This window comes from Bacillus sp. CDB3, assembly GCF_002081505.1.
GTDB lineage: Bacteria > Bacillota > Bacilli > Bacillales > Bacillaceae_G > Bacillus_A > Bacillus_A cereus_AT.
On sequence record NZ_ALBR01000020.1, the window covers coordinates 54,565 to 78,306 of the forward strand.

The window sequence follows — 23,742 nt, forward strand, 5'->3', positions numbered from 1 at the left end:
ATATGCAAGGTGAAGTAAGGCGAACTATGTTGTATGAAATAGTAATGTGCAAAAATGTTAGTAGACAAGATGAATAAAAGGGAGTGGAATGTATGAGACACGAAATGGGATTATATAATAAACCTTTTCAGTCAATTCAATCAGGAAAAAAAGTATATGAAGTACGCTTATACGATAAAAAACGTCAACTTATAAAACAAGAAGATGAAATTGTATTTACGAACCTTACGACAGCAGAAACGATGGCTGTAAAAGTAACGGAGATAAAACGATACGAAAGCTTTAAAGCAATGTACGAACAAATTGATAAAAAATTATTTGATTGTGAAGAACTTAGTATAAAAGAAATGTTAGAAAGTACATACGAAATATATACGAAAGAACAAGAAAATGAATGGGGAACAGTTGCGATTGGTGTTGAGGTAATAAAGTGAGAAGAAATCGCGGTGCAGCTATTATTGTACAGGACGGTAAAATCGCTCTTATAAAACGTGTTCGAGAAGGTGAGGTGTATTTTGTTTTTCCAGGTGGGGGAATTGAAGAAGGAGAAACACCTGAAGAAGCAACGAAGCGAGAGGTTTACGAAGAATTAGGGATACATATACAAATGGGGCACCTTATTGCAACGGTGGAGTATAACGGTACCGAGTATTATTATGATGCCCATATTATAGATGGAATTTTTGGAAGTGGTAAAGGTGAGGAATTCAAACGGAAAGATAGAGGAAGCTATATTCCTTTATGGATGCCGGTAAATGAATTGGAAAATGTAAATATAAAACCTTATGAAGTGGTTGGAAGTATCTTCGATTATTATATAAGATAAGGTCTGACAACATACAAAAAAAACCATTGACATAGCCTTCTGATTTAAGTATTGTATTCGAGTATGTTTATAATCAGGAGGTTTATATGAGCAATCAAACTACTACACATCATGTGAAAATGACAACAGCAGATCCATCTGGAATCGGTCTATTTGGATTAGCGATGGTAACACTTGTAGCATCATCTCAAAAGTTAGGCTTAACAGATGGCGTTTCACTTGTATTACCATGGGCAATCTTTTTAGGAGGATTTGCACAAATCTTTGCATGCATTCACGATGCAAAGCATAACAATACGTTCGGTACAACAGCATTTGGTGCGTACGGCCTATTTTGGTTAGGTGTTGGAATGACTTGGTTAATTCAACTTGGAGTATTTGGCGAAAAATTAGCCCAAACTGCAGATTCAAAACAGCTTGGTGTAGCCTTTATCGGATACTTGATTTTCACGATCTTTATGACAATTGGTGCAATGGAAACACATAAAGTATTATTTATGATTTTCGTCCTTATTGATTTCTTATTTATCGGTCTTTCATTAAGTACTTTAGGTGTTATGCCGCACGCAATGCATAATTTAGCAGCGTATTCTGAACTATGTATTTCATTATTATCTTTCTATGGTTCAGCAGCAGCCGTGTTAAATACACACTTCGGAAAAGTTGTATTACCAGTTGGAAAACCATTTGGTATTTTTAAAAAGTAATAAAGAAGAACGGATGATTGTATAGTCATCTGTTCTTTTTTATTTATTTATTTATTTATAGCTACAGTAGTAGATCCTGTCATTTCGGAAATCTTTTGAGAGCTTGCGGGGTTGCCGTCTATTGTTACATGAACTTGTTGCTTAGGGTTCGCGGTAACAACCCAGGCGTTTGGTAAATAGCGTGATTTATGAGATAAGGTTGAAGGGATGTTTAAAATGTCTCCCATTGCGTACAATGTCGCTGACGAGCCCCCGTCCATTACCATTGCATTTATGGCCCCTTTTTCATAAAGAATATCTTGGCAGTCTCTTAAAGAAGCTCCGATACTATGAGGCTGTCTTCCATCAATGATGAAAAACATAATTGATCCATCTTTTTTCTGGGCCATAATACTTCGGGGACCATAGCCCCATCCGCCATCATTTGTAATCATTTTTTCGCCATTTACAATTAGTTGAGGCATAAAGCCAGCAGCGGAAACGACATTCTTATTTAACAGTTGATTAGCAGAAAACTCTCCTGAAACCATTTGTCCGTATTTTGTAAGTCCACTGACGAGAGTAGGGGTATTAATGTCTTGCGGTGTGTTTATGACCTTCCCGTTTTCCATAACAATACCGATGCCTGTTTTACCACCACCATGCCCCGTTTCATCCCAGAACCCACTAGCATTTACAGCAGCAAGTGCATGGGTTCGTTTTGCCATGACATATATTTTTTCCCCAACGTCTTTTCCTTGTGAACCTTGTTGTGTAACGAGCTTTACATTTAATGGATTACTAATAGTCATTAATTTACCTTCGAAAAAATGGTCGTTATATTTTTTCTTAACTGTTTCAATCGAAACAGTTAGTGGTAAATTTTTCTTTCGCTCTAATTCTTGTTTTGAAAGTTTTGTATTGGCAAACTCGCTATTTTTCCATTTTGGATTTGTAATGGATTGAGAAATATCATTTAACTCGTTATCAGACAGTAATGTAATTTTTGCGTATTGCGGATGTTGAGACGTTAAAATACTTTCCGCTGCGATGACACGTAAATTATGGCCGTATGAAGTGCCAAATAGAATAATGGCACCCACTGTTAATAATAGTGCTGTCAAAAGGGATGATATTTTTAAAAGTCTAATAAAAATTTTTTTCATTATAAAGACTCCTCTTTTTGTAAAGTCGAAATTGTTTGTTACCTGAAAAAAATGAAATGTGTAAATGGCCTTTCGCATTGTATATGCAACATATTAAATGTGAAAGGATGTATATACAATAAGTTGAGAAACTAGATTTGGCAATAGACGAATATGAATGTTAATACTCAAAATGAAAAAGTAATAGTCAGATGTACGATTTCTTTTAACATAAATGAAAAGGATATAAATCGGATGAAAATAACAATTGAAATTGATTCTCATTATTAATATAATGAGAATCAATTATTGTAAGAGGGGGATGCCAAAGTGGCGAAAATTTTAATAGCGTATGCAAGTATGTCAGGGAATACAGAGAGTATTGCTGATTTAATTAAAGTAAGTTTAGATGCCTTTGATCATGAAGTAGTATTGCAAGAGATGGAAGGTATGGATGCTGAAGAATTATTAGCTTATGATGGAATCATTTTAGGATCTTATACGTGGGGTGATGGTGAATTACCATTTGAAGCGGAAGATTTCCATGATGAGTTAGAAAATATAGATTTAACGGGTAAAAAAGTGGCTGTTTTTGGATCAGGTGATACGGCGTATGAACTGTTTTGTGAAGCGGTAACGATATTTGAAGAACGTCTTGTAAAATGCGGGGCAGAACTTGTACAAGAAGGATTAAAAATTGAATTAGCTCCAGAAGATAAAGAAGACGTTGAAAAATGCAGTGATTTTGCAATTGCTTTTGCCGAGAAGTTCTAAGAATGGGAGTGTCAACGTGGAAACAGAATTCAGTGCAACCGCTATTACAAAGTTAAGAGATGGAAAGCTTTTGTTAGCTACTACATATAATGGTTTATTCATTGAAAAAGATGGAGAATGGAAACAGATTTTAACTGGATTCCAAAAACGAATTCGAGATTTACATAGTGAAGATAACGTAGTTTACGGAGTAGGAGACGAAGGAGTTTTTATTCGTAGTATGAATGGTGGAGAAATGTGGACGATCCAGCGCTTTCCAACGAAAGCAACGAGCTGGAATGTATGTAGCAATGAAAATGGAACAGTAATTGCTCATGGAGATAAAACACTGTATCATTCTAATAATTTTGGTTCCACATGGGAGACTATTCAGCCATTTCTTAATTACGATAGCGAGGCACCATCTATTCGATCATTATTTTTATATAAACATTACTTATTTATCGGTACGAAAATACATACCAAATATGGTGGTGTTTGGCTTTTTGATTTAGAGACACGTAAATTAAAAAGGATTAAAATAGCGATGAACCAGATGATTTCTGCGTTGACTATACATAATTCCTATTTAGTAGCGGCAAGTGGATCGTGCAGGGGAATTAGTGGGAATATTTCTTTTTGTAAAATAGATGAGAGTATTGAGAATGAAAAAATATGTTGGCATACATGTCAAAGTGAACAAAAAGCGAGTAGCTATTTAGATTTAAGTGTAGATCAGCATGTGTTATATACAACGTCAGCGCAAAATAAGGCGGGAATTAGCACTGTTTGCCGTGTGCTTCTTGAAGAAGGAATTGTTACAGTATGTGATTCGGTTAAAGGGCATGGTTGGCGCATTGTAAATGAAAAAGAAGACTATGTTGTAGCTGGATCAGGTGAATTAAAAGCGATGCAATGGAAGAAAAAAGCTGTATAGCTTAAAAAAAACTTTACTTTTATTATATTGATATGATATAGTTACTTTAAACCATTTTACTTTTAATAATATAGAGATTTAAATGAGCTGTAACTTCCAAGGGGGTAGCAATGTTAAATCTCCTTCGGGGGGTTGCAGTTTTTTAATTTATGACGTATTATTGTAAAGTGGTTGAAAATGAATATGTACATATAGGTACATTGTAGGAGGATTTTTTACATGCAAAACGGTAAAGTAAAATGGTTTAACGCAGAAAAAGGTTTCGGTTTCATCGAAGTTGAAGGCGGAGAAGACGTATTCGTTCATTTCTCAGCTATCCAAGGCGACGGCTTCAAATCTTTAGAAGAAGGTCAAGAAGTTACTTTCGAAGTAGAACAAGGTAACCGTGGACCTCAAGCTACAAACGTAAACAAGAAGTAATTATGAAAAAAGAAGGGCTTGCCCTTCTTTTTTTTGCGTTCTTATTGAATATCCTCCAATGTACATATGATAATAAGACTGAATTTTTGTTTTTATGCATGAGGTATTTCATGCATAAAGTGCATTAATAAATAAATACTGAAAATAAAGTATTTGCGTGAAAAGGAATTTAGAAAGAGGTAAATAAATTGAAAAACGCTACACATTTCATTGTGTTTGATATTGAAAGGAATTTTAGGCCGTATAAATCGGAAGATCCGTCAGAAATAGTTGATATCGGAGCTGTAAAAATAGATGTGAGTACGATGAAGATTATTGGAGAATTTTCAGAGTTAGTAAAACCAAGTGCCCCATTAACTCGTCATACAACAAAATTAACTGGAATTACAAAGAAAGATTTAATTGGCGTAGAGAAGTTCCCTCAAATTATAGAGAAATTTATTAAGTTTATCGGAGAAGATTCTATATTTATTTCATGGGGAAAAGAAGATTATCGTTTTCTATCTCACGATTGTACATTACATGGTGTAGAATGCCCATGCATGGAAAAAGAGAGCAGATTTGATGTGCAAAAATTTGTTTTCCAAGCGTATGAAGAATTATTTGAGCATACACCAAGTTTACAATTTGCAGTGAAGCAGCTTGATTTAACATGGGAAGGTAGGCAACATCGTGCTTTCGCAGATGCTGAGAATACAGCGAATATATTTCTTAAAGCATATAGTGAGAGAGATATTAATAAGCGATACAAGAGACATGGTGAGCTTGAACTTGTAAAGAACGGAAAACTAACAGAAAAAGCGAAAAAAAAGATGCGAAAATGGGCATTTAAAGAAATGAAAAAAAGTGCAGAGCGTCCTTTCGTATGGAGTGCATTTGAAAGTAGTGACACGTGGGAAAGTATAACGGAAAGATATTATATAAGTGAATCGGCAGTAGAACTTCTAAAAAAACACTTTCCTACTGCAGTGAGAAAGGCAGGGCGGCAACTTAGGTATTTGGCTGATATGGAGAAGATGCAGGAAGATAATTTCAGTCGATAAGGGTAAAAAATGTATTGAGGTGGCTAAGGCTAGATTTTTTAACGATGGAAATGTATTATTGGATAATGTAAAAACTCCTATTTCATTTAAAGAAATAGGAGTTTTTTAGTATTTATTTTTTAAGGCAATTGATCGTTCAGAGCTCTATTCAATCCCACTCGGATCATATCCAAACTGCTGCTTATTCTCAATCCGCCCAATTACATCCTGCAATTCATCTGGCCTCAGAAATTCGATAGGAGAGAACCCCTTCTCAAACGTAACCGAATCCATCAGCAAGTCGCTATAATACTTATTAATTTTATAACAACTTGTCTCCAAAATAGCAGGGCGTACATAAAATACTGTATATATGATTTTAAAGGAGATGTTTTCTTGACGAAAAGAAATTGTAGTAGTCGCAATCAGTCGTTTGCTGCCTTCATCAGCCCGAATCCTATCACCTCATTTAATCCGATTCGACGTTATCCTAAAATTGATAAAACAGCTTTTATAAGTCCATTTTCTAGTGTGATAGGCGACGTGAGAATTAAGGATAATGTATATGTAGCTCCTAATGTAAGCGTTCGTGCGGATGAAGGAACTCCATTTTATATTAGTTCAAACACAAATCTGCAAGACGGAGTTATCTTACATGGTTTATTGAATAAATTCGTTTCTGTTGATGATAAAGAGTATTCCATCTATATTGGGAAAAAAGTAAGTGTTGCGCATGGCGCCCTCATTCATGGTCCTTGTTATATAGGAAATAAGGTGTTCGTCGGTTTTAAATCAATTGTGTATAATGCGATTATTGGAGAAGGAACAGTTATTTCATACAATGCAGTAGTAACAAACGGTGTACGTGTTTCGAGGAATAGGTTTGTGCCACCTGGAGCAAATATAGATACACAAGAAAAAGCAGATGCACTTTTTCGAGTACCAACAGACGAAGAAGAATTTGCACGAGAAGTACAACGTGTAAATCAAGAATTTCCTGCGTCTTATAACTTATTATTCGGTTCGCATCGTTGTTCTTGCGGAATGCCGTACAATCATTAAAAATTAGTAGTTTTTGAGGGGAGAAGCTGTATAAAGAGAATGTACAGCTTCTTTAGCATTATAAAAACATATCAACTCTTATTTTTGATTTTTTGCATAACTATTTGTAACTCATCTGGCTTTAAAAATTCAATAGGAGAGAACCTCTTCTCAAACGTAAGCGTATCAGCCTCGATCATAAGTACATAATAGAAGAAAATGATCAGACCTCCGATTGATTAGTAATATGAAATTGTATAAAAAAGTGGTTTTAGTATCCATATACCTTTAGTGACCACAAAATAGATATGTAAATGTGACCAAAATAAAAGAGCGCTTGTTAATAGCGCTCGGTAAAAATAGTTATATGGAAGCATTTATTCAATCCCGTTCGGATCATAAGAATACTGCTGCTTATTCTCAATCCGCTCAATCACGTCTTGCAATTCATCCGGCTTTAGAAACTCAATTGGAGAGAATCCTTTTTCAAATGTAAGTGTGTCTGCTTCGATCATTAGTACGTATCGGTCATTTACCTTTGCGATATGTATTTGATCTCCAAAATCAGCAAGCAGGGCCTTCACAGAGATATGATCTGCTTTTAGCTTTAATTCCACCTCAGGGGCGTGCTCGACGATTTGGGCAGTAGCTTCCATTACTTCTTCTGTTGAAAATTGTTCCATAATTTCACGCTTTGGACTGGCAGCCCATACTTCCATTGCTTGGTCGAATTGTTCGCGTTCTTCAGTACCTTCTTCAAATACATCTTCAATTTGGTCGTATACCATGTCCATTACTTGTGTTTTCATAATTTCAGGCATAGAGCGTTCGTATTCGACGAATTTTAAGAAGTCTTCAAAGTAACGGGCGTGTGATGCTTGGTGAATTTTTAGTTCGCCTACTTCGACCATGCCTTCCTCAGGCATGTACGGATATTGGATAGATTTCATGTTTTTTGTTGTGATAGCCATTTCAACGTTACGAATCAGTGTTGATTCATCTGAAATAGAAGCAACTTTCGGCTCAAAGTCACATTTCATAACGAAAACGAATGGATCATCAAAGTATTTGCGTAGTTTTGCTTGAGCGATTAAAAATACACCACCACGTACAGCGCTTGTGTCAAGATATGTATAAACGAGAGGTTCGCTCATATCTTTGAAGTTTTCTTTTGTTTCTGCAAAGCGAATACGATTAAAAAGGTTGTAATGAGGGTTTGAATCAAGTTCATGTCCTTCTTCTACAATAAAGCGACCAATCTTGGTTGGGGCTTGTTCTGTTTTTGCGTGACGTTCTACTTTTCGCTTTGAAATTTTTAATAATTCACCATTCAAAAATTCTTTTAAAGAGCTATCTTCATACTCTTCAGCGTCTAATGTTTGAAAATGTTTATAGCGTTTATCAACTGCTTCACCTTTTCCTTCTACTTGTACTACATAAAAGGAAAGAAAATTTATTTCAAAATCCATATTTATCACCTTGTTTCATTTCATTAACTCTTATCAGTATAGAGATGGAAAAAACTTTCGTCAATTTATATAAGGAAGGGGGAGTCCCTTCCTTATATATTTGTTATTTTCGAAATTAAAATCCATCTTCTAATGCTGAAAATGGAATGTTTAGTCTATTTTCTACTGTACGTAAACGCTGATTTAAGCGGTTTAATCTACGCGTATGACGCTCAACTGTGTTTTCTAGTTGACGTACTCTTTGCTCAAGCTCATTTACTCGTCGTTCTAGTTGACGGTTTCCAGTACCAGGGAAAGAGATTGGAAGTTGAAATTGGCGATTTTGATCATATGGATTAACTTGTTCTGATTGATCTATATATTGTTGGTATTGTGTCTCTAAATCATACTGAGGTTGGTAACCATATTGGTTATATGGATCATAAGGATTGTAGGGATACATAAACACATCCTCCATTTCTTTATAATTAGGTTAAATTCACCATAATGTATGTGCAAAAGCGGAGTAGTGGCACGGCAAATACCTAGATGCGCTGAAGGGATTGATTGTTTTGATCTATAAAAATTTGGTTTCAGTTGTTTAATAATGATCATATATGAGAAATCAGCATTACGTTTTATGAAGCATGTAGGTGAATAAAGAGGTGAAATGAAAGAGTTTTACAATTGTATTTCATGCGTTAAATGGTATATACTGGATAGAGATAAGTTACATAAAAGTTACAATCTTATCAAACTCGAAATTTTATATTAATATGTATAGACATTTACAAAAGAAAAGAGTAATTTAAATAGAGTAAAAAATAACTTGTAACATTTTCTAAATATATTGTAAAATGATTGTAACAAAACATACATAAAAATGAAATAATACATAAGAAATGATGTTGGGGAAAAGGAGAGAGTATATTGTTCCGAAAAGTAAAGGGTATATTAGTAGGGGTGCTATGCGTAGCTATAGTAAGTGGTTGTGGCGCAAAAGTAAGTGATGTTGCATTGGTGAGTGATATTGGTGGGAACGTTGTAGAGGCTAAGGCTGATGTACAGGATTCAATTAGCTTAGTGGATGGGCGTACTGGTACTGAAGTGAAAAAAATAGACTTGTCGAGTTTAGGTTATTTTGAAGATGAAGCGAAATTCAAAAAATCGGTGACGAAGGTTGCTGGTGAAGTTGGGAAAAGCGTCGATAAAAAGATGGTCCCTTCGCGTATAGCGCCTGATGGATCATGGCAAGAAGGAAAACCTTCGTATGAATTAATGGAAAAAGAGTTAGTAGACAAATTATTAAATGTAGGTATGTGGGATTCTACTTATCAGTTACCAATTGTGGAGAAAAAACCTACTGCAACATTAAGTGATGCGCAAGGCAGTGGTACTGTAATTGGTAGATATGAAACGAATTTAGGTGGTTCAACAGGTGGTCGAATTGAAAATATTCGTTTATCTGCTCAGAGCGTAAGTGGAGTTGTTTTAGCAAAAGGAGACCGTTTCTCTTTCAATGCACTAATTGGAGATACAACACCAGATAAAGGGTACCAATTAGGAAAAGAAATTGTAGATGGTAAATTAGTAGATGGTTATGGTGGTGGCGTTTGTCAAACATCATCTACTTTATTCAATGCGGCAGATCAAGCTGGTTTGAAAATGGTAGAGAGAACTACACATTCTAAAACAGTAGGTTATGTACCACAAGGAAGAGATGCTACAATTGCGTATCCATATTTAGACTTAGTATTTGAAAACACGAATGATGCGCCTGTTAAGCTTTATATGGGCATACAAGGCGGAAAGTTAGTTGCTGAAGTACATAAGATGAAATAAATATCATAAGTTATAAGAATAAAAGATTGGAAGCCGGTATTTCTAAGTTTGTTAGAAGTACCGGCTTTTTGTATACGGTGTATAAAGAAGAGTAATTTTGATGGCATATTGTTTGTATGTAAGAAATAAGTAGGGGTTTAATTCTTAGTTTTCCTATTGACATTGTTTTAATTTAGCTGTATTCTTCATAATAACAACTTAATAAATGGAAAAATTTATTAGTTTTCTTATCAAGAGAGATGGAGGGACTGGCCCGATGAAATCTCAGCAACAGGCTACAAAAGTACTGTGCTAATTCCAGCAAACGTATGAGGCGTTTGGAAGATGGGGGGAATGGATTAACATTCAACTCTTCTTATATGTATAAGAAGAGTTTTTTGTTTAGAGAGGGGGGATAGAATGAAATTTGATGTAACGTATTTTTTAGAAAGTTTTCCGCAATTATTTAAGTATGTATACATAACTTTAGGGATTACTGTTGTGTCCATGATTATTTCTTTCTTTATAGGGATTGGCTTGGCAACCATAACAAAAAACAAAACGAAATTTTTATATCCAATTGCAAGTGTGTATATCTCTTTCTTTAGAGGAACACCGTTATTAGTTCAATTGTTTGTGTTGTATTTCGGATTGCCACAAATATCTCCGGCTTTTACAGTACTTACAGCTATGCAAGCAACTTTAATTGGTCTCAGTTTAAATAATGCTGCTTATTTGTCAGAGATCATTCGAGGTTCATTAAATGCTGTTGAATCAGGGCAAATGGATGCTTGTTTATCAGTAGGGATGACAAAAGCACAAGCGATGCGGCAAATTATCTTTCCGCAGGCTATTCGTGTAGCAGTGCCGTCACTTGGAAATAATTTTGTTGGATTGTTAAAAGAATCTTCGTTATCTTTTGCGCTTGGGGTGGCTGAAATTTTAGCACAAGCGAAAATGTTAGCTGCTCAATCGTATCGTTATATGGAAAGTTATTTAGCGGTAGCGATTGTGTATTGGATTATTACAATTGCAATTAGCTGGGGGCAGAAAAAATTAGAAAAGAAACTTGATGCGCCGTATTTATAACAGAAATGAGGTGAAGTATGTGATTGAGATAAGTGATTTGTATAAATCTTACAAACATAATGAAGTGTTAAAGGGAATTTCACTTACTGTGGAAAAAGGGGAAGTGGTAGTAATTATTGGACCTTCTGGTTCAGGGAAATCGACACTACTGAGATGTTTGAATTTATTAGAACAACCGAATGATGGAAGTATTAGAATTGAAGATTTAGAGATTCATGCGAAGAAACTTTATAAAAAAGAAATAATACAATTACGGCAAAAAACAGCTATGGTTTTTCAAAACTATAATTTATTCAAAAATAAAACAGCGCTGCAAAATATTACAACGCCATTAACGGTTGTACAGAAAAAAAGTGAAGAAGAGGCAAAGGGAATAGCGAGAGAAATATTAAAACAAGTAGGGTTAGCTGATAAAGAAGATTTTTATCCAACGATGTTATCAGGGGGGCAACAGCAAAGGGTAGGGATTGCTAGAGCAATGGCTTTAAATCCCGCTGTATTATTGTTTGATGAACCGACTTCTGCGCTTGATCCAGAATTAGTTAATGAGGTACTGCAAGTTATTAAAGACTTGGCAAGACAGCATATAACGATGGTTATCGTTACACATGAAATGAATTTTGCAAAAGATGTGGCTGATCGCATTATATTTATGGCGGATGGAATTATCGTAGAGCAGGGAACGCCAGAAGAGGTTTTTCGAAACCCACAAAATGAACGTACGAAAAAGTTTTTACGACAATTAAATGCATCTGAAGAAGGAAATCATTTCGTTATTTAGGAGGAAGAGTTATGAGAAAATCGTCATTATTACTAACAATAGCATTAACACTATCAGTTGGAGCTTTGTCTGCATGTGGTTCTAACGTATCAAGTGAAAAAACGAATGAAAAAGTAGTGAAAGTTGGGACTTCTGCAGGTCGTAGTCCATTTATTTTTAAAGAGGGTGAAAAAGTAAAAGGTTTTGATGCTGAAATTATTGAAGCGGCTGCTAAAAAAGCTGGATATAAAGTAGAATGGAATGTTTCTGATTTTGAAGGATTATTTGGTTTATTAGATTCAGGTCGTATTGATACGATTGCAAATGAATTATCCGTTTCTCCGGAAAGAAAAAAGAAATATGATTTTTCGATCCCATATGTGTATTCAGGATCTGTTTTTGCGGTGAAGAAAGATAATAATACAATTAAATCGATAGAGGATCTAAAAGGAAAAACTGTAGGTGTTGGACTTGGTACAGCAGGAGAGCAAGAGTTAAAAGCTTTAAATAAAAATAATGCTTTTACGATTAAAACGTACTCAGAGGATCCAACGGCGGAATTGAACGAAGTAGGATTTGGACGCGTCGATGCTTATTATAATGATAAAGTTCAAGTGGAAACAACAATAACAAAGGCTAAACTAGATAATGTGAAAGTTGGATTTGGTCCACTTGAATGGGGAGAGATTGCATTTCCATTTGCAAAAAAGAGCGAAAAGTTAGAAGATATAAATAAAGCGTTAAAAGAATTGGAGCAAGATGGAACATTGAGTGACATATCGAAAAAATGGCTAAAAATTGATGCTACAAAAAAACAAAATTAAGGTGTATTCGTTGAATGGGGCTATCACCTATCAACTTATATAAAAAACTAGAGGAAACTGGAGAGGAAGTTATTCATGGTACAAATTCATCCGAAAACACGTATTGGTCATGTTACATTTAAAGTGAAAGATTTAGAGCGTCAAATTGCTTTTTATGAAAATGTTGTTGGTCTAGAGGTAATTAAGAAAGACGGGAATACAGCATATTTAGTAGGGAAGGGTGGTAAGAATACGTTACTTGTTCTTGAGCAACTGGAAGATGCAGCGCTGCAAGAACCGCGTACGACGGGTATATATCATGTCGCCTTTTTAGTTCCGACTCGTGAAGCTTTTGCTTCGGCACTATTTGGTGTACTTCGTAATAAGAACGTAATTGATAGTCCAGCTGAGCAAGAAGGACGTTATACATATTCAAATGAAATTTTACCAATTTCAAGGTTTAATAGCGCAAGTGATCATACGTATAGTGAGGCGTTTTATTTACAAGACTTAGAGGGGAATGGTATCGAAATATATGCAGACCGTCCACGTGATCAATGGGGAGAAGGGCCAGGAGGAAGTACGCCGCTTGACTTAAAAGAACTGGCAACGCTCGTTGATTATGAGGTCGATGGATTACCAGCTGATACGGTTGTTGGACACGTACATTTACGAATAGCTGATGTAGAAAAGTCTCATGAATTTTATGTAGAAACAGTAGGTTTTGAAGTGCAGCAGCGTGAAGATGATTGCTTATTCATTTCGGCAGGAGGGTATCATCACCATATCGGTGCAAATACGTGGAATGGGGTAAATAATCCGCACCCGCCAGCACATGCAACTGGATTAAAAGTGTATACGATTGTACTACCACATAAAGAAGCGTTAGATGAAGTAAAAGAAAGATTAATAGAAAAACAACATGAGATAAATGAAACTTCAAATGGATTTACTGTAGTAGACCCAAGTGGTATTACAGTGCAGTTTGAAATAGAGGCGTTATAAAAGAAACCAGAAAGTGTGCTATCACTTTCTGGTTTCTTTTTGATAAGTAATCCAAGTAGGACAAGGGTTAAAAGGAAAAGATTTTAATATTTCCATTGCATACATACTCGTCGAATCGAATTCACCTTGAACGAAAGAATAACCGTTTTTATTTGCATACGTAGTTTGTTCTACAACGAGCAGTTTCAGTAATGGTAAATTGTCCGTAGTGTGACCTGGTCAAGAAAAACTGGAACACAAATTAGATTACGCAATTGATTTTGAATATTGATAAGGAGTCATTCCGTTTAATGTTGAATGGGGACGAACAGAATGATAGTACATATAAATAAATTCAGCTACTAACTGATTCACTTGGGACAGGGAAATGAGCTTTTCTCCATGTAAGCATTCTCGCTTAAAGATACTAAAGAAAGATTCTATTACTGCATTATCCCAACAGTTTCCTTTTCGGGACATACTTTGTTGAATTTTTGGCTGTTTACAAAAATCAGTCACTTGGTAACTGCTAAATTGTGATCCTTGATCGCTATGAAATAATATGTTTTCTCGTTTCCCATATGTGTTTTTTACTTGTTGAATTGTTTCTTTTACTAATTGAGCATCTTGACAAGTATCTAACGAATAACCAAGCACCCGTCGGGTGCTAATATCTAATGCCGCACAAAAATATACTTTCATCCCATTCATCAAACGGAATTCCGTAATATCACATACTACAGTTGGTATGTCTTTCTTACCAGGTTTAAAGGATCGCTTTAATACATTGGGAAATGTACGGTGTTCTTGTTTTCGTTTCTTATAATAAGTGACAACTTTTGACTGCAAGCCGGCTTTGCATAACGCTTGTCTTACTTGTGACAACGTAACCTTGACTCCCTTGTTTACAAGATAACGGTACAACTTTCGATACCCCATTCTTCCTTTTAAACATTTAAATTGCATGACAATATAAGCCGCTGTCTTTTTACGTTTTTTCTGATTTTCAGTGGGTTTACGATGAATATAGTCGTAAAAACCACTAACAGACACTTGTAATCGATGGCAAAGCCAGCGCACTCCAAATATTTGATTATATTGTCTTATAAACTGAAAGCGTGTTAGTTTTGGTTGCTGGCAAAGAAGGTTGCCGCCTTTTTTAGAAATTCATTTTCCTTTTTTAACGCCTGGATTTCTCTTCGTAAAGAACGTAGTTCTTCCAGTTCATTGCTTTCACAGGAGGAAATCTGTGTAGAATATTTTTTAATCCATACATTTAGAGTTCCGTTACCCAAGTCAAATTCTCTCTGGATACTTGAAATAGAACGACCTTCTTTGATCACCAATTCAACACATTGTCTTTTAAACATTTCATCATACTGTTTTTTCATCTGAAACACCTCTTCATATAGAATAATTTATCTCTATACTGTGTTCCAGTTTTACTGTACCACCTCAATTAGTGATAAATTGAAGCAGCAAGGACAAACTTATACGAAGGATGATTCAAAAGGGATTGAAACGTTAGTAGAGGTATTACGTTCTGGGTTTTATTTAGGGTTTTATCATACAGAACTAAGTAAACTTAATGAACGAAGTTATCATGACAAGTGCTTACCTGCATTGAAAACGATTTCTCAAAACTCAAATTTCAAACTCGGTACGTTAGAACAAAATAAAGTTGTATCGTCATATCGAAAATTAATAGGAAACGCTTCTAGTGATGCGGAAACGATTTCATCAGCTGCGAACATTTTCAAGCAATATAATGATAGTCTTTCTACATTTATAGATAATCGTTCAGCAGGTAATGCAGTGTACGATATTATGCAAGGTGTCGATTATGATATTCAGTCCGTATTTGTACGATACGAATAAAGCACCGAAAGATACAATGTGGTATCAAAAAATAGATAGTTATATTAATGAGTTAAGTAGATTTGCGCTAATGGGAACAGTTACAGCGAAAAACGGATGGCTTATTAATAATGGGATCTATTATACAGGTAGACTCGGTATGTTCCATAGTACAGGGACGAAAGGATTGCAAGTTGTAACGGATGTGATGAAAATTTACCCATATTTAGGTGAGCAATATTTCGTAGCAGCTGAGCAAATTACGACGAATTATGGTGGGAAAGATGCAAATGGTAAAGTGGTTGATTTAGATCAAATACGAGAAGATGGTAAGAAAAAATATTGGCCAAAAACGTATACGTTTGATGATGGGGCAATTGTTTTAAAAGCCGGAGATAAAGTGACTGAAGAGAAAGTGAAACGTTTATATTGGGCAGCAAAAGAAGTGAAAGCACAATTCCATCGTACGGTTGAAAGTGATCAACCTTTAGAAAAAGGAAATCCAGATGATGTATTAACAATGGTTATTTATAATAGTCCAGCTGAATATCAATTTAACCGTCAATTGTACGGATATGAAACGAATAACGGCGGTCTTTATATAGAAGGAACAGGTACGTTCTTTACTTATGAACGTACGCCAGAAGAAAGTATTTATAGTTTAGAAGAATTGTTCCGACATGAGTTCACGCATTACTTACAAGGTAGATATGAAGTGCCAGGACTTTGGGGGCAAGGTAAGATGTATGAGAATGAGAGATTATCTTGGTTTGAAGAAGGGAATGCTGAGTTCTTTGCAGGTGCAACGAGAACGGACAACGTCGTTCCAAGAAAGAGCATTATAGGAGGGCTATCTTCAAATCCAGCAGAACGTTATACGGCAGAGCGAACGTTAAATGCGAAGTATGGAACGTGGGATTTCTATAATTATTCCTTCGCTTTACAATCGTATATGTACAATAAGAGATATGATATGTTTGACAAAATACATGATCTTATTAGGAAAAATGATGTTACAGCATATGATGCATATCGCTCTGCTTTAAGTAAAGATGCGAATTTAAATAAAGAGTATCAAGACTATATGCAAATGTTAGTAGATAACCGTGAGAAATATAATGTTCCATTAGTATCAGATGATTATTTAGCAACTCACGCACCGAAACCAGTTTCAGATATTGCGGCAGAAATTACGGCGGAAGCAAAATTAAGTAATGTATCAATAAAGAAAAATAAATCACAGTTCTTTAATACATTTACACTACAAGGAACATATACAGGAACAGCTACAAAAGGAGAATATGAAGACTGGAAAACAATTACGCAAAACGTAAATGATACGTTAAAGCGTTTAAGTGCGAAAGAATGGACAGGCTACAAAACAGTAACAGCTTACTTTGTGAATTATCGTGTGAATGCATCAGGGCAATTTGAATATGATGTTGTGTTCCACGGCATTAATACAGAAGAAGGTGCAGTGAATAAAGCACCAATTGCGGTTATAAATGGTCCGTATAGCGGAAATGTGAATGAAGCAATCTCGTTTAAAAGCGATGGATCAAAAGATGAAGATGGGAAAATTGCTTCTTATAAATGGGAGTTTGGCGATGGTACTATAAGTAATGAACAAAATCCAACTCACGTTTATACAAAAGAAGGAACATATACGGCAAAATTAACAGTAACAGACGATAAAGGAGCAGCTACTAGTGTTACAACGAGCGTAACAGTTAAAAAGAAAGAAGATAACAGTGTAGAACAAGAGCCGAATAATTCATTTAAAACAGCGAATAAACTGCAGTTAAATCAATTGTTACGGGCTAGCTTAGGAAACGGTGATACAAGTGATTACTTTGAAATAAATGTAGAAACTGCGAAAAACCTTCAAATTAACGTAACGAATGAAAATAATATCGGAATAAACTGGGTTCTTTATTCAGAAGCAGATTTAAATAATTATGTTACGTATGCCCAGCCGCAAGGGAATAAATTAGTGGGCAGCTACTATACGTATCCTGGGAAGTATTATTTACACGTATATCAATATGGTGGAGGAACAGGGAATTATACAGTAGAAGTGAAGTAGTAAAAGGGGCGCCCGTGAATGGCGCCCTTTTTATTACGCGTTATACCCAAATAATTTTAAATCTTCTCCTGAGTCTGAAATTATTTTTTCGAATCGCAATCCTACTTTTTCTAACAGATTGCCTGAAGCAGCATTATCTATAGAAGTAATTGCTACAATTCGCTTCATACCTAGCTTATGTACACCGTATTCGATTACAGCAGCTGCTGATTCATAGCCGTACCCTTTCGAACGGAATTTTTCTAAAAAGGCAAAGCCGATATCAACATCTTCTAATGAATCTCTTTTAATAAGGCCGCACATGCCAAGTGGAGTGAGATCTTCTTTTCGTTCAACTAAGTAAAGACCAAAGCCCATTTTATTATACATATCGACTGGTCCGTTTAAGATGTAATTTTTTGCATCTTCTAAGTTTTTAACCCCTTTATCACCAATAAACTGAATCCATGCAGGATCGTTTACTAACTCGAGAATGAACGGAGCATCTTGGATATCGAACCAACGAAGAGTGAGTCGTTCAGTTTCAAGAACTATCAATCTATTGCACCCCCTTTAAAAGTTATAATAATTAGTATGGATTGTGTAACACAAAAGCGCAACATATTTTAATAGAGCCCTGCTTGTTCACACAAAGTTCGATTGTTTTGTATAAAAGGATATTTTATAATTAGGATTAATTGTAAAGAGTGAGATGCTTATACAATGACTCCTAGGAAACTAGGAGTTTTTACTATATAACTATCATTATTACTAAATATGACACATTACACATTCTACTTAAGGAGGTACATAATGAAGAAATTATATAACGCATCATTTACGTATTTAATTATTGGTTTACTATCAGGAATATTCGCTAGGGAGTATGGGAAATTTAAAGGAATACTAGGATCTACACTATTAAATCTTTTGCATACACATACGTTAGTACTTGGCTTTTTCTTCTTTTTAATTGCTTTAGGATTAGCGAAAGTATTCGCTTTTCATGAAGTGAAAGGATTTAATAAATGGTTTGTTTTACATAATATCGCATTAACTTTAATGTTAGGATCGCTGGCAGCGAGAGGACTTCTTCAACTGAATGGAGCGGACTTTAAAGGGTTAACTTATATTGTAGGGTTCTCTCATTCTCTGATGGCATTTACTTTAGTTTGGTTTATGATTTTATTGAAGAAATCGTCTAAAATATAATTTTAAAAAAGAACTTGTAAGGAATACTGCAAGTTCTTTTTTTTATATAAAATCTTAGGAATCTCACTATTCTGATTATTGTGTATAAAAATGGTATAATTAATGTGGAGTAAATAATATAAAAGGAGAGTATGTAATGGAAATAACAATTGAACGTTTAATAAATGAATTAAAGGATGTACTTCCTGAAGATCAAGTAGTGGTTAATAAGACAGTAAGAGAATTACATAGTAAAGATGAATCTTATCATACTAGTAGTTTACCTGATGTAGTTGTTTTTCCAAAAACGACGGAAGAGGTTAGAGCGGTAATGAAAGTAGCGAGTGAGCATAAAAAACCTGTCATTCCCTTTGGAGTAGGTTCTAGTTTAGAGGGGCATATAATTCCTTATGAAAAGGGGATTACAGTTGATTTTTCATTAATGAACAAAATACTTGAAATAAGAGAGAAAGATTTTTTAGTGAAGGTACAACCGGGAGTGACACGCTCTCAGCTCAATAAAGAATTGAAAAAGTACGGTCTGTTTTTTAGTGTAGATCCAGGTGCAGATGCAACGTTAGGTGGAATGGCTGCTACGAATGCGAGCGGAACGACAGCGGTGAAATATGGTGTTATGCGTGATCAAGTTCGTGATTTAGAAGTGGTACTTGCTGATGGACAAGTGATACATACTGGCAATTTAGCGGCGAAATCATCATCAGGTTATCATTTAAATGGTATTTTCGTAGGGTCAGAGGGTACGCTTGGATGCTTTACAGAGCTAACATTAAAAGTATACGGCATACCAGAACATGTTATGGCTGCGAGAGCATCGTTTCCAACTATAAATGATGCAGTAGAAGCTGTTATTAATATACTGCAAGCTGGTATTCCAATTGCGAGAATAGAGCTCGTTGATGAACTATCTATGAAACAAGTAAATCATTATAATGAAACAAATTACAGAGAAGAACCAACACTGTTTTTAGAGTTTCACGGAAATGAAGCAGGGCTAACGCAAGATATCGAGTTTACGAAGGAAATTGTTTTTGATCATAAATGTAAAGAAGTCGCTTTTGAAACTGAAACTGCGGCAAGAAATAAATTATGGGATGCAAGACATAACTTAGCATATTCTTACGTTCATAGTTATCCTGGTAAAAAGCTAATGAGTACAGATGTTTGTGTACCAATTTCGGAATTAGCTGGTGCAATACAACATGCGAAAGAGACATTAGATAAAGTTGGTCTTGTTGGTGGTATTCTTGGCCATGTAGGAGACGGGAATTTCCATGTGCTCTTAATGATTGATCCAAACGATAAAGATGAAGTGGAGAAAGGGGACGAAATAAACGAAAGTATCGTATTGTATGCTCTTAAGCGTGGCGGAACGTGTACAGGAGAGCACGGCGTTGGAATAGGGAAGCAGAAGTATCAAGAAGAAGAACATGGTGCGGCATTATTGGTAATGGAGAAAATTAAGAAAGCTCTTGATCCGAAAAATATTTTAAATCCGAATAAAATTTTTAAGCTCACAGATAAGGAATGAGGAAGTTTGGAGAAACGAATTATACACTTTGAAGGATTGATCGTCTTATTAGCTGCGGTTTATATATATGCATTATGAGGATTTAGTTGGTTATTATTTATCGTATTACTTTTTGTACCTGATTTAGCAACGGTGGCGTACGCTATTAATAAACGTGTTGGTGCACAAATTTATAATCTATTTCACACATATATCATATCAATATTACTTGTTTTAATAGGGGTCTATTTAAAGATGGATACAATTTTAATGGTTGGTTTAATATGGACAGCACATATTGGAATGGATCGAATGCTTGGGTATGGATTGAAGTATGAGACGGATTTTAAGGATACGCATATTCAGAGATTATGAAAGTGATTTGAGAAGGATGGTTCAATTGAAACAATTTATTACTGTTGAGAAATATAATACACAATGGGAAAGTGAATTTTGTAAATTACAGACGTTAATTAATAACGTAATGGGAGCACTCATTTTTTCTATAGAGCACGTTGGGAGTACATCTATTAAAGGTCTTGCTTCTAAACCGATATTAGATGTCGATGTTGTAATAGAAGATTATGATGTTTTTCCAAAAGTAATAAAGAGGCTTGAACACATAGGTTATTTTCATCAAGAAGAGTGGAGTTTTAAGGGGAGGGAAGCCTTTGGGAGAAAGGATCAATATGTTCCGTGGGATGGAAAGCATACAATTTGGATGGAACATCATTTATATGTATGCGATAAGAATAGTGAAGAGTTAAGAAGACATGTGGCATTTCGTGATTACCTTCGTGGAAATCCAGATGTTACTATTGAATATGAGAAGTTAAAGAAAGAGTTAGCAGAAACGGCGGAAAGTCGAGCAAGTTATAGCTTAGGTAAAACGGAATTTATTGAATATGTATTAGAAAAAGCTATGAAGGATCGTTGAATAAGGGAGTTTGTATAAATAAAAAAATAATAGGTGGCAGAAATCATATAATGCCACCTATTATTTTTGAAGAAGAGGTTTTACTATATGAACTGACCTTATAAAACTATTACAATCTGCTCCTGCCAAATAAGAAGTCACATAAATATAATAGGAAATAAGAAGATAAGAAAAGAGGACGTTTATGTACATACCAAAACATTTCACTATACAAGATGAAAAGGCGCAGTACGAAATGATTGAACAAAATAGCTTTGCAACGTTATTTTCTCAACATAACGGGGAACCATATGCAACGCATTTGCCGTTGTTACTGAATAGAGAAACCTTTACATTACATGGTCATTTCGCACGTCCGAATGAACAATGGAAAGACAGTGGGAATCAAGAAGTATTAGCTATATTCCAAGGACCACACAGTTACATCTCGCCGTCATGGTATGAAACAAACAATGCTGTGCCAACGTGGAACTATGTTGCAGTGCATGTATATGGGGAATTGGAAATTGTTGAGGATGAACAGGAATTAATAGATTCTCTTCAAGATTTAGTACATAAATATGAAGAGCCACAGAGTACCTACTCGCTAAAAGAGGTAGATTTGAATTATATGGCAGGATTAAGTAGGGAGATAGTTGGATTCAAAATAAAGATAAATAAAATAGAAGGAAAAGCGAAGCTAAGTCAAAATCATTCTGTGGAAAGAAGAAAATTAGTTGTGGAGAAACTTGAGAAAGTTGGTAGTGAGGGGAGTAGAGGGATTGCGGAGTTGATGAGAGGTGAGTTTTATAATAATTAATGTGAAGATGAACGAATGAAAGGATTTATTCAGCAAAGTGCTTATTAGCGTTCATAAAGTCAATGAAGTAAAGGAGATTAAAGGATAACAGCAAAGTATAAGTGGTGGTAAAAACTTACTGCTCTCCTTTTGGTATCAAAACTTGAGTTCAAAGATTGAGTTATCCATTTAATAATAATCTTATTTGTATGTGTTGCTTTAAAAGTTTCTCAACATATTAAAGTCAGAAAAGAAAGTTAATTATGGTAATATGAGAATGAAACTAAGTAAACAAAGGGGGCTGTGATATGAACGTCCAAATAAAAGGAAATGAAAGAATCATACACATGTTAAGTGATTTATATCATGAAATTCGTAAAAGAAATATAACAGAATCAAGAAATTTGAAAAATGAAATTGATAAGCAAATCCAAGGTATTGATAATGATCCAAACGTGCAGTTATATTACGCTCTATTAGAGTTTAGATATCAGTATCTAATAGATAGCTTAAGTATTAGTAAAGATAGTTTTAATAAAATAGAAGAACTAGGTAAACCATCTGATAATTTATTATCATATTATTATTGTTTTTTTAAAGCGATGCATGCCACTATAACTGGAAACTATATCTCGGCTAAAGAACTATATGAAGAAGCGGAAAAGAAATTGCTTCAACTTCCAGATGAATTAGAACACGCAGAATTCTATTTCAAACTGTCTACTTTTAGTTGCCATAAACAGCAATATGTCTTGGCATTAAAACAAGTTTCGATGGCTAAAGAAATCTATGCTAAACATCGTGATTTTGAATTAAATATAGGGTATTGTGACAATCTTTATGGATTAACGTGTATTCACTTAAAAGAGTATGAGTTAGCGGAAGAATACTTAATCTCGGCATTAGATGTATTTAAAAGACTAGGGGAAGAACATGCTAGTCTCTATAGCCGTCACAATTTAGCGTTTTTATACGGCAGTCAAAATTTATCTGAACTAGCTATTCGATATATTAGTGAAGTAAATGAAAAATCTCCAAATAATTATAAAGCTCTATTCATTGAAGCGAGAGAACATTTTAAATTGAAAAATAAAGAAACTGCAAATACGCTTATTGAAAAAGCGTTAACAATTTGTGGTGAGTTGAAAAATGAAGAATTCTATCACCGTCTAATGATCTTAAAGTCTATGAATGACAATTTAGCTGCCAATGAGTTTGAAAATATTGTTTTAAAAGGAATTGAATACTTCAATCGAGAAGAACTATATGAGAATATAGAAAAATATGAAGAATCATTAGCCTTAAAATACTATGAAGAAGGAAATACAATCAAAGCAAGTGAATATTTCTATTCAAGTTCTCAATCAAGAAAAAAATCTTTAGAGAGGGAGGGACTAAAATGAAAAAAGTAACTATTAGTTTATTAGGAATCATAACAGCTGTAACCTTCACGTTCGGTGGTTTTGTAGGTTCAAAAGAGAGTGTAAAGTCTGTAGATGTTATTAAGTACTCTGAAGGACATACTGGCGGTTGAAAAACAAGCATATAATAACAAATAAAAACAGTCTGCCACATCCTAAATTAGGATGTGGCAGACTGTTTTTATTTTGTGTAATTCATGGGACACGTATATTTAATCTAGGAGATTTAT

At 34.9% G+C, this 23,742-nt stretch carries 25 protein-coding genes, 5 pseudogenes and 1 riboswitch; of the genes and pseudogenes, 21 read left to right on the plus strand and 9 right to left on the minus strand.

The features are described 5' to 3' along the window. The first annotated feature begins 92 nt into the window (after window positions 1-92). The 3 genes from CDB3_RS06665 to CDB3_RS06675 all read left to right on the plus strand — a co-directional run bounded on the left by CDB3_RS06665 (window position 93) and on the right by CDB3_RS06675 (window position 1,533). Window positions 93-434, plus strand: coding sequence for an ASCH domain-containing protein (locus tag CDB3_RS06665; protein ID WP_128853839.1), 342 nt, complete (start codon window positions 93-95; stop codon window positions 432-434). Continuing rightward, window positions 431-826, plus strand: a complete 396-nt coding sequence (locus CDB3_RS06670) for an NUDIX hydrolase (protein WP_128853840.1) — start codon at window positions 431-433, stop codon at window positions 824-826. Before CDB3_RS06665 ends, CDB3_RS06670 begins: the two co-directional genes overlap by 4 nt. Before the next feature lie 86 nt (window positions 827-912). Beyond that, a complete protein-coding gene (locus tag CDB3_RS06675; RefSeq protein ID WP_000070943.1) occupies window positions 913-1,533 on the plus strand; it encodes an acetate uptake transporter in 621 nt (206 codons plus the stop codon). 47 nt (window positions 1,534-1,580) lie between these two features. Here the strand turns inward: CDB3_RS06675 and CDB3_RS06680 are convergent, their stop codons facing one another. Next, window positions 1,581-2,678, minus strand: coding sequence for a phosphodiester glycosidase family protein (locus CDB3_RS06680; RefSeq protein ID WP_128853841.1), 1,098 nt, complete (start codon window positions 2,676-2,678; stop codon window positions 1,581-1,583). A gap of 309 nt (window positions 2,679-2,987) precedes the next feature. Between CDB3_RS06680 and CDB3_RS06685 the strand changes: the two genes are divergently transcribed. The 4 genes from CDB3_RS06685 to CDB3_RS06700 all read left to right on the plus strand — a co-directional run bounded on the left by CDB3_RS06685 (window position 2,988) and on the right by CDB3_RS06700 (window position 5,810). Further along, complete coding sequence (locus CDB3_RS06685) at window positions 2,988-3,431, plus strand: flavodoxin (protein WP_001062757.1); 444 nt, start codon at window positions 2,988-2,990, stop codon at window positions 3,429-3,431. Between the two features lie 16 nt (window positions 3,432-3,447). After that, window positions 3,448-4,347 (plus strand): WD40/YVTN/BNR-like repeat-containing protein, encoded by a 900-nt coding sequence (locus CDB3_RS06690; protein WP_128853842.1) that lies wholly within the window; start codon window positions 3,448-3,450, stop codon window positions 4,345-4,347. 219 nt (window positions 4,348-4,566) lie between these two features. Next, window positions 4,567-4,767 (plus strand): cold shock-like protein CspB, encoded by a 201-nt coding sequence (cspB, locus tag CDB3_RS06695; RefSeq protein WP_001179147.1) that lies wholly within the window; start codon window positions 4,567-4,569, stop codon window positions 4,765-4,767. 188 nt (window positions 4,768-4,955) lie between these two features. Further along, window positions 4,956-5,810 (plus strand): exonuclease, encoded by an 855-nt coding sequence (locus CDB3_RS06700; RefSeq protein ID WP_128853843.1) that lies wholly within the window; start codon window positions 4,956-4,958, stop codon window positions 5,808-5,810. Window positions 5,811-5,954: 144 nt separating this feature from the next. Here CDB3_RS06700 and CDB3_RS33060 read toward each other — a convergent pair. Beyond that, window positions 5,955-6,113, minus strand: a pseudogene (locus CDB3_RS33060) (DUF3898 domain-containing protein); the annotation flags it as partial. A 72-nt stretch (window positions 6,114-6,185) separates the two neighbouring features. Here CDB3_RS33060 and CDB3_RS06710 point away from each other — a divergent pair. Beyond that, window positions 6,186-6,851, plus strand: a complete 666-nt coding sequence (locus tag CDB3_RS06710; RefSeq protein ID WP_128853844.1) for an LbetaH domain-containing protein — start codon at window positions 6,186-6,188, stop codon at window positions 6,849-6,851. Between the two features lie 71 nt (window positions 6,852-6,922). Here the strand turns inward: CDB3_RS06710 and CDB3_RS06715 are convergent. From CDB3_RS06715 to CDB3_RS06725, 3 genes and pseudogenes are all read right to left on the minus strand, one after another. Beyond that, a pseudogene (locus CDB3_RS06715) lies at window positions 6,923-7,039 on the minus strand (DUF3898 domain-containing protein); the annotation flags it as partial. Window positions 7,040-7,207: 168 nt separating this feature from the next. Further along, entirely contained in the window at window positions 7,208-8,299 is a 1,092-nt protein-coding gene (locus tag CDB3_RS06720; RefSeq protein WP_000345024.1) for a DUF3900 domain-containing protein, read from the minus strand. Between the two features lie 115 nt (window positions 8,300-8,414). Further along, window positions 8,415-8,741 (minus strand): hypothetical protein, encoded by a 327-nt coding sequence (locus CDB3_RS06725; RefSeq protein ID WP_071747617.1) that lies wholly within the window; start codon window positions 8,739-8,741, stop codon window positions 8,415-8,417. Between the two features lie 467 nt (window positions 8,742-9,208). Here CDB3_RS06725 and CDB3_RS06730 point away from each other — a divergent pair, with 467 nt between their 5' ends. From CDB3_RS06730 to CDB3_RS06750, 5 genes are all read left to right on the plus strand, one after another. Beyond that, a complete protein-coding gene (locus CDB3_RS06730) occupies window positions 9,209-10,120 on the plus strand; it encodes a VanW family protein (RefSeq protein WP_128853845.1) in 912 nt (303 codons plus the stop codon). 224 nt (window positions 10,121-10,344) lie between these two features. Then, a riboswitch (SAM riboswitch) is annotated at window positions 10,345-10,451 on the plus strand. 68 nt (window positions 10,452-10,519) lie between these two features. Beyond that, window positions 10,520-11,188, plus strand: coding sequence for an amino acid ABC transporter permease (locus CDB3_RS06735; RefSeq protein ID WP_128853846.1), 669 nt, complete (start codon window positions 10,520-10,522; stop codon window positions 11,186-11,188). Window positions 11,189-11,207: 19 nt separating this feature from the next. Further along, the gene (locus tag CDB3_RS06740) at window positions 11,208-11,969 is read left to right on the plus strand and encodes an amino acid ABC transporter ATP-binding protein (protein ID WP_179139671.1); all 762 of its coding nucleotides are present in this window, start codon (window positions 11,208-11,210) and stop codon (window positions 11,967-11,969) included. Between the two features lie 11 nt (window positions 11,970-11,980). Beyond that, a complete protein-coding gene (locus CDB3_RS06745) occupies window positions 11,981-12,772 on the plus strand; it encodes an amino acid ABC transporter substrate-binding protein (RefSeq protein ID WP_071747614.1) in 792 nt (263 codons plus the stop codon). A gap of 75 nt (window positions 12,773-12,847) precedes the next feature. Continuing rightward, complete coding sequence (locus CDB3_RS06750) at window positions 12,848-13,756, plus strand: VOC family protein (protein WP_128853848.1); 909 nt, start codon at window positions 12,848-12,850, stop codon at window positions 13,754-13,756. Between the two features lie 21 nt (window positions 13,757-13,777). Here CDB3_RS06750 and CDB3_RS32170 read toward each other — a convergent pair. The 3 genes and pseudogenes from CDB3_RS32170 to CDB3_RS06765 all read right to left on the minus strand — a co-directional run. Further along, window positions 13,778-13,969, minus strand: a pseudogene (locus CDB3_RS32170) (GNAT family acetyltransferase); the annotation flags it as partial. 33 nt (window positions 13,970-14,002) lie between these two features. Continuing rightward, a complete protein-coding gene (locus tag CDB3_RS06760) occupies window positions 14,003-14,902 on the minus strand; it encodes an IS3 family transposase (protein WP_128853849.1) in 900 nt (299 codons plus the stop codon). After that, window positions 14,857-15,126: a transposase gene (locus CDB3_RS06765; RefSeq protein ID WP_128853850.1), complete on the minus strand. Its 270-nt coding sequence runs from the start codon at window positions 15,124-15,126 to the stop codon at window positions 14,857-14,859. The genes CDB3_RS06760 and CDB3_RS06765 overlap by 46 nt, the downstream gene beginning before the upstream one ends. Before the next feature lie 64 nt (window positions 15,127-15,190). On the opposite strand from CDB3_RS06765, the pseudogene colA reads away from it, so the two are divergent. Beyond that, window positions 15,191-17,678 (plus strand): annotated as a pseudogene (colA, locus tag CDB3_RS06770) (collagenase ColA); the annotation flags it as partial. A 33-nt stretch (window positions 17,679-17,711) separates the two neighbouring features. On the opposite strand, the gene CDB3_RS06775 reads toward colA, so the two are convergent. Further along, window positions 17,712-18,215 (minus strand): GNAT family N-acetyltransferase, encoded by a 504-nt coding sequence (locus CDB3_RS06775; RefSeq protein ID WP_128853851.1) that lies wholly within the window; start codon window positions 18,213-18,215, stop codon window positions 17,712-17,714. Window positions 18,216-18,470: 255 nt separating this feature from the next. Between CDB3_RS06775 and CDB3_RS06780 the strand changes: the two genes are divergently transcribed. The 7 genes and pseudogenes from CDB3_RS06780 to CDB3_RS32175 all read left to right on the plus strand — a co-directional run bounded on the left by CDB3_RS06780 (window position 18,471) and on the right by CDB3_RS32175 (window position 23,625). Further along, complete coding sequence (locus tag CDB3_RS06780) at window positions 18,471-18,869, plus strand: DUF2871 family protein (RefSeq protein WP_002146401.1); 399 nt, start codon at window positions 18,471-18,473, stop codon at window positions 18,867-18,869. 136 nt (window positions 18,870-19,005) lie between these two features. Continuing rightward, the gene (locus CDB3_RS06785) at window positions 19,006-20,397 is read left to right on the plus strand and encodes an FAD-binding oxidoreductase (RefSeq protein WP_128853852.1); all 1,392 of its coding nucleotides are present in this window, start codon (window positions 19,006-19,008) and stop codon (window positions 20,395-20,397) included. 6 nt (window positions 20,398-20,403) lie between these two features. After that, window positions 20,404-20,751: pseudogene (locus CDB3_RS06790) on the plus strand (DUF4260 domain-containing protein). 25 nt (window positions 20,752-20,776) lie between these two features. Beyond that, the gene (locus tag CDB3_RS06795) at window positions 20,777-21,313 is read left to right on the plus strand and encodes a GrpB family protein (protein WP_128853853.1); all 537 of its coding nucleotides are present in this window, start codon (window positions 20,777-20,779) and stop codon (window positions 21,311-21,313) included. Between the two features lie 184 nt (window positions 21,314-21,497). After that, a complete protein-coding gene (locus CDB3_RS06800; protein ID WP_128853854.1) occupies window positions 21,498-22,112 on the plus strand; it encodes an FMN-binding negative transcriptional regulator in 615 nt (204 codons plus the stop codon). 287 nt (window positions 22,113-22,399) lie between these two features. Continuing rightward, window positions 22,400-23,494 carry a response regulator aspartate phosphatase gene (locus CDB3_RS06805; RefSeq protein WP_128853855.1) on the plus strand — a complete coding sequence of 365 codons (1,095 nt, stop codon included), beginning with the start codon at window positions 22,400-22,402 and terminating at the stop codon, window positions 23,492-23,494. Beyond that, window positions 23,491-23,625, plus strand: coding sequence for a hypothetical protein (locus CDB3_RS32175; RefSeq protein ID WP_256869647.1), 135 nt, complete (start codon window positions 23,491-23,493; stop codon window positions 23,623-23,625). Before CDB3_RS06805 ends, CDB3_RS32175 begins: the two co-directional genes overlap by 4 nt. The last annotated feature ends 117 nt before the right edge of the window (window positions 23,626-23,742 follow it).

Bases quoted from the DNA above. Each gene is read 5' to 3' on its own strand.
- cspB (WP_001179147.1), top strand. From the start codon at position 4,567: ATGCAAAACGGTAAAGTAAAATGGTTTAACGCAGAAAAAGGTTTCGGT.
- CDB3_RS06785 (WP_128853852.1), top strand. From the start codon at position 19,006: ATGGAAATAACAATTGAACGTTTAATAAATGAATTAAAGGATGTACTT.
- CDB3_RS06800 (WP_128853854.1), top strand. From the start codon at position 21,498: ATGTACATACCAAAACATTTCACTATACAAGATGAAAAGGCGCAGTAC.
- CDB3_RS06720 (WP_000345024.1), bottom strand. From the start codon at position 8,299: ATGGATTTTGAAATAAATTTTCTTTCCTTTTATGTAGTACAAGTAGAA.
- CDB3_RS06735 (WP_128853846.1), top strand. From the start codon at position 10,520: ATGAAATTTGATGTAACGTATTTTTTAGAAAGTTTTCCGCAATTATTT.
- CDB3_RS06665 (WP_128853839.1), top strand. From the start codon at position 93: ATGAGACACGAAATGGGATTATATAATAAACCTTTTCAGTCAATTCAA.
- CDB3_RS06765 (WP_128853850.1), bottom strand. From the start codon at position 15,126: ATGAAAAAACAGTATGATGAAATGTTTAAAAGACAATGTGTTGAATTG.
- CDB3_RS06805 (WP_128853855.1), top strand. From the start codon at position 22,400: ATGAACGTCCAAATAAAAGGAAATGAAAGAATCATACACATGTTAAGT.
- CDB3_RS32175 (WP_256869647.1), top strand. From the start codon at position 23,491: ATGAAAAAAGTAACTATTAGTTTATTAGGAATCATAACAGCTGTAACC.
- CDB3_RS06675 (WP_000070943.1), top strand. From the start codon at position 913: ATGAGCAATCAAACTACTACACATCATGTGAAAATGACAACAGCAGAT.
- CDB3_RS06680 (WP_128853841.1), bottom strand. From the start codon at position 2,678: ATGAAAAAAATTTTTATTAGACTTTTAAAAATATCATCCCTTTTGACA.
- CDB3_RS06780 (WP_002146401.1), top strand. From the start codon at position 18,471: ATGAAGAAATTATATAACGCATCATTTACGTATTTAATTATTGGTTTA.
- CDB3_RS06745 (WP_071747614.1), top strand. From the start codon at position 11,981: ATGAGAAAATCGTCATTATTACTAACAATAGCATTAACACTATCAGTT.
- CDB3_RS06725 (WP_071747617.1), bottom strand. From the start codon at position 8,741: ATGTATCCCTACAATCCTTATGATCCATATAACCAATATGGTTACCAA.
- CDB3_RS06750 (WP_128853848.1), top strand. From the start codon at position 12,848: ATGGTACAAATTCATCCGAAAACACGTATTGGTCATGTTACATTTAAA.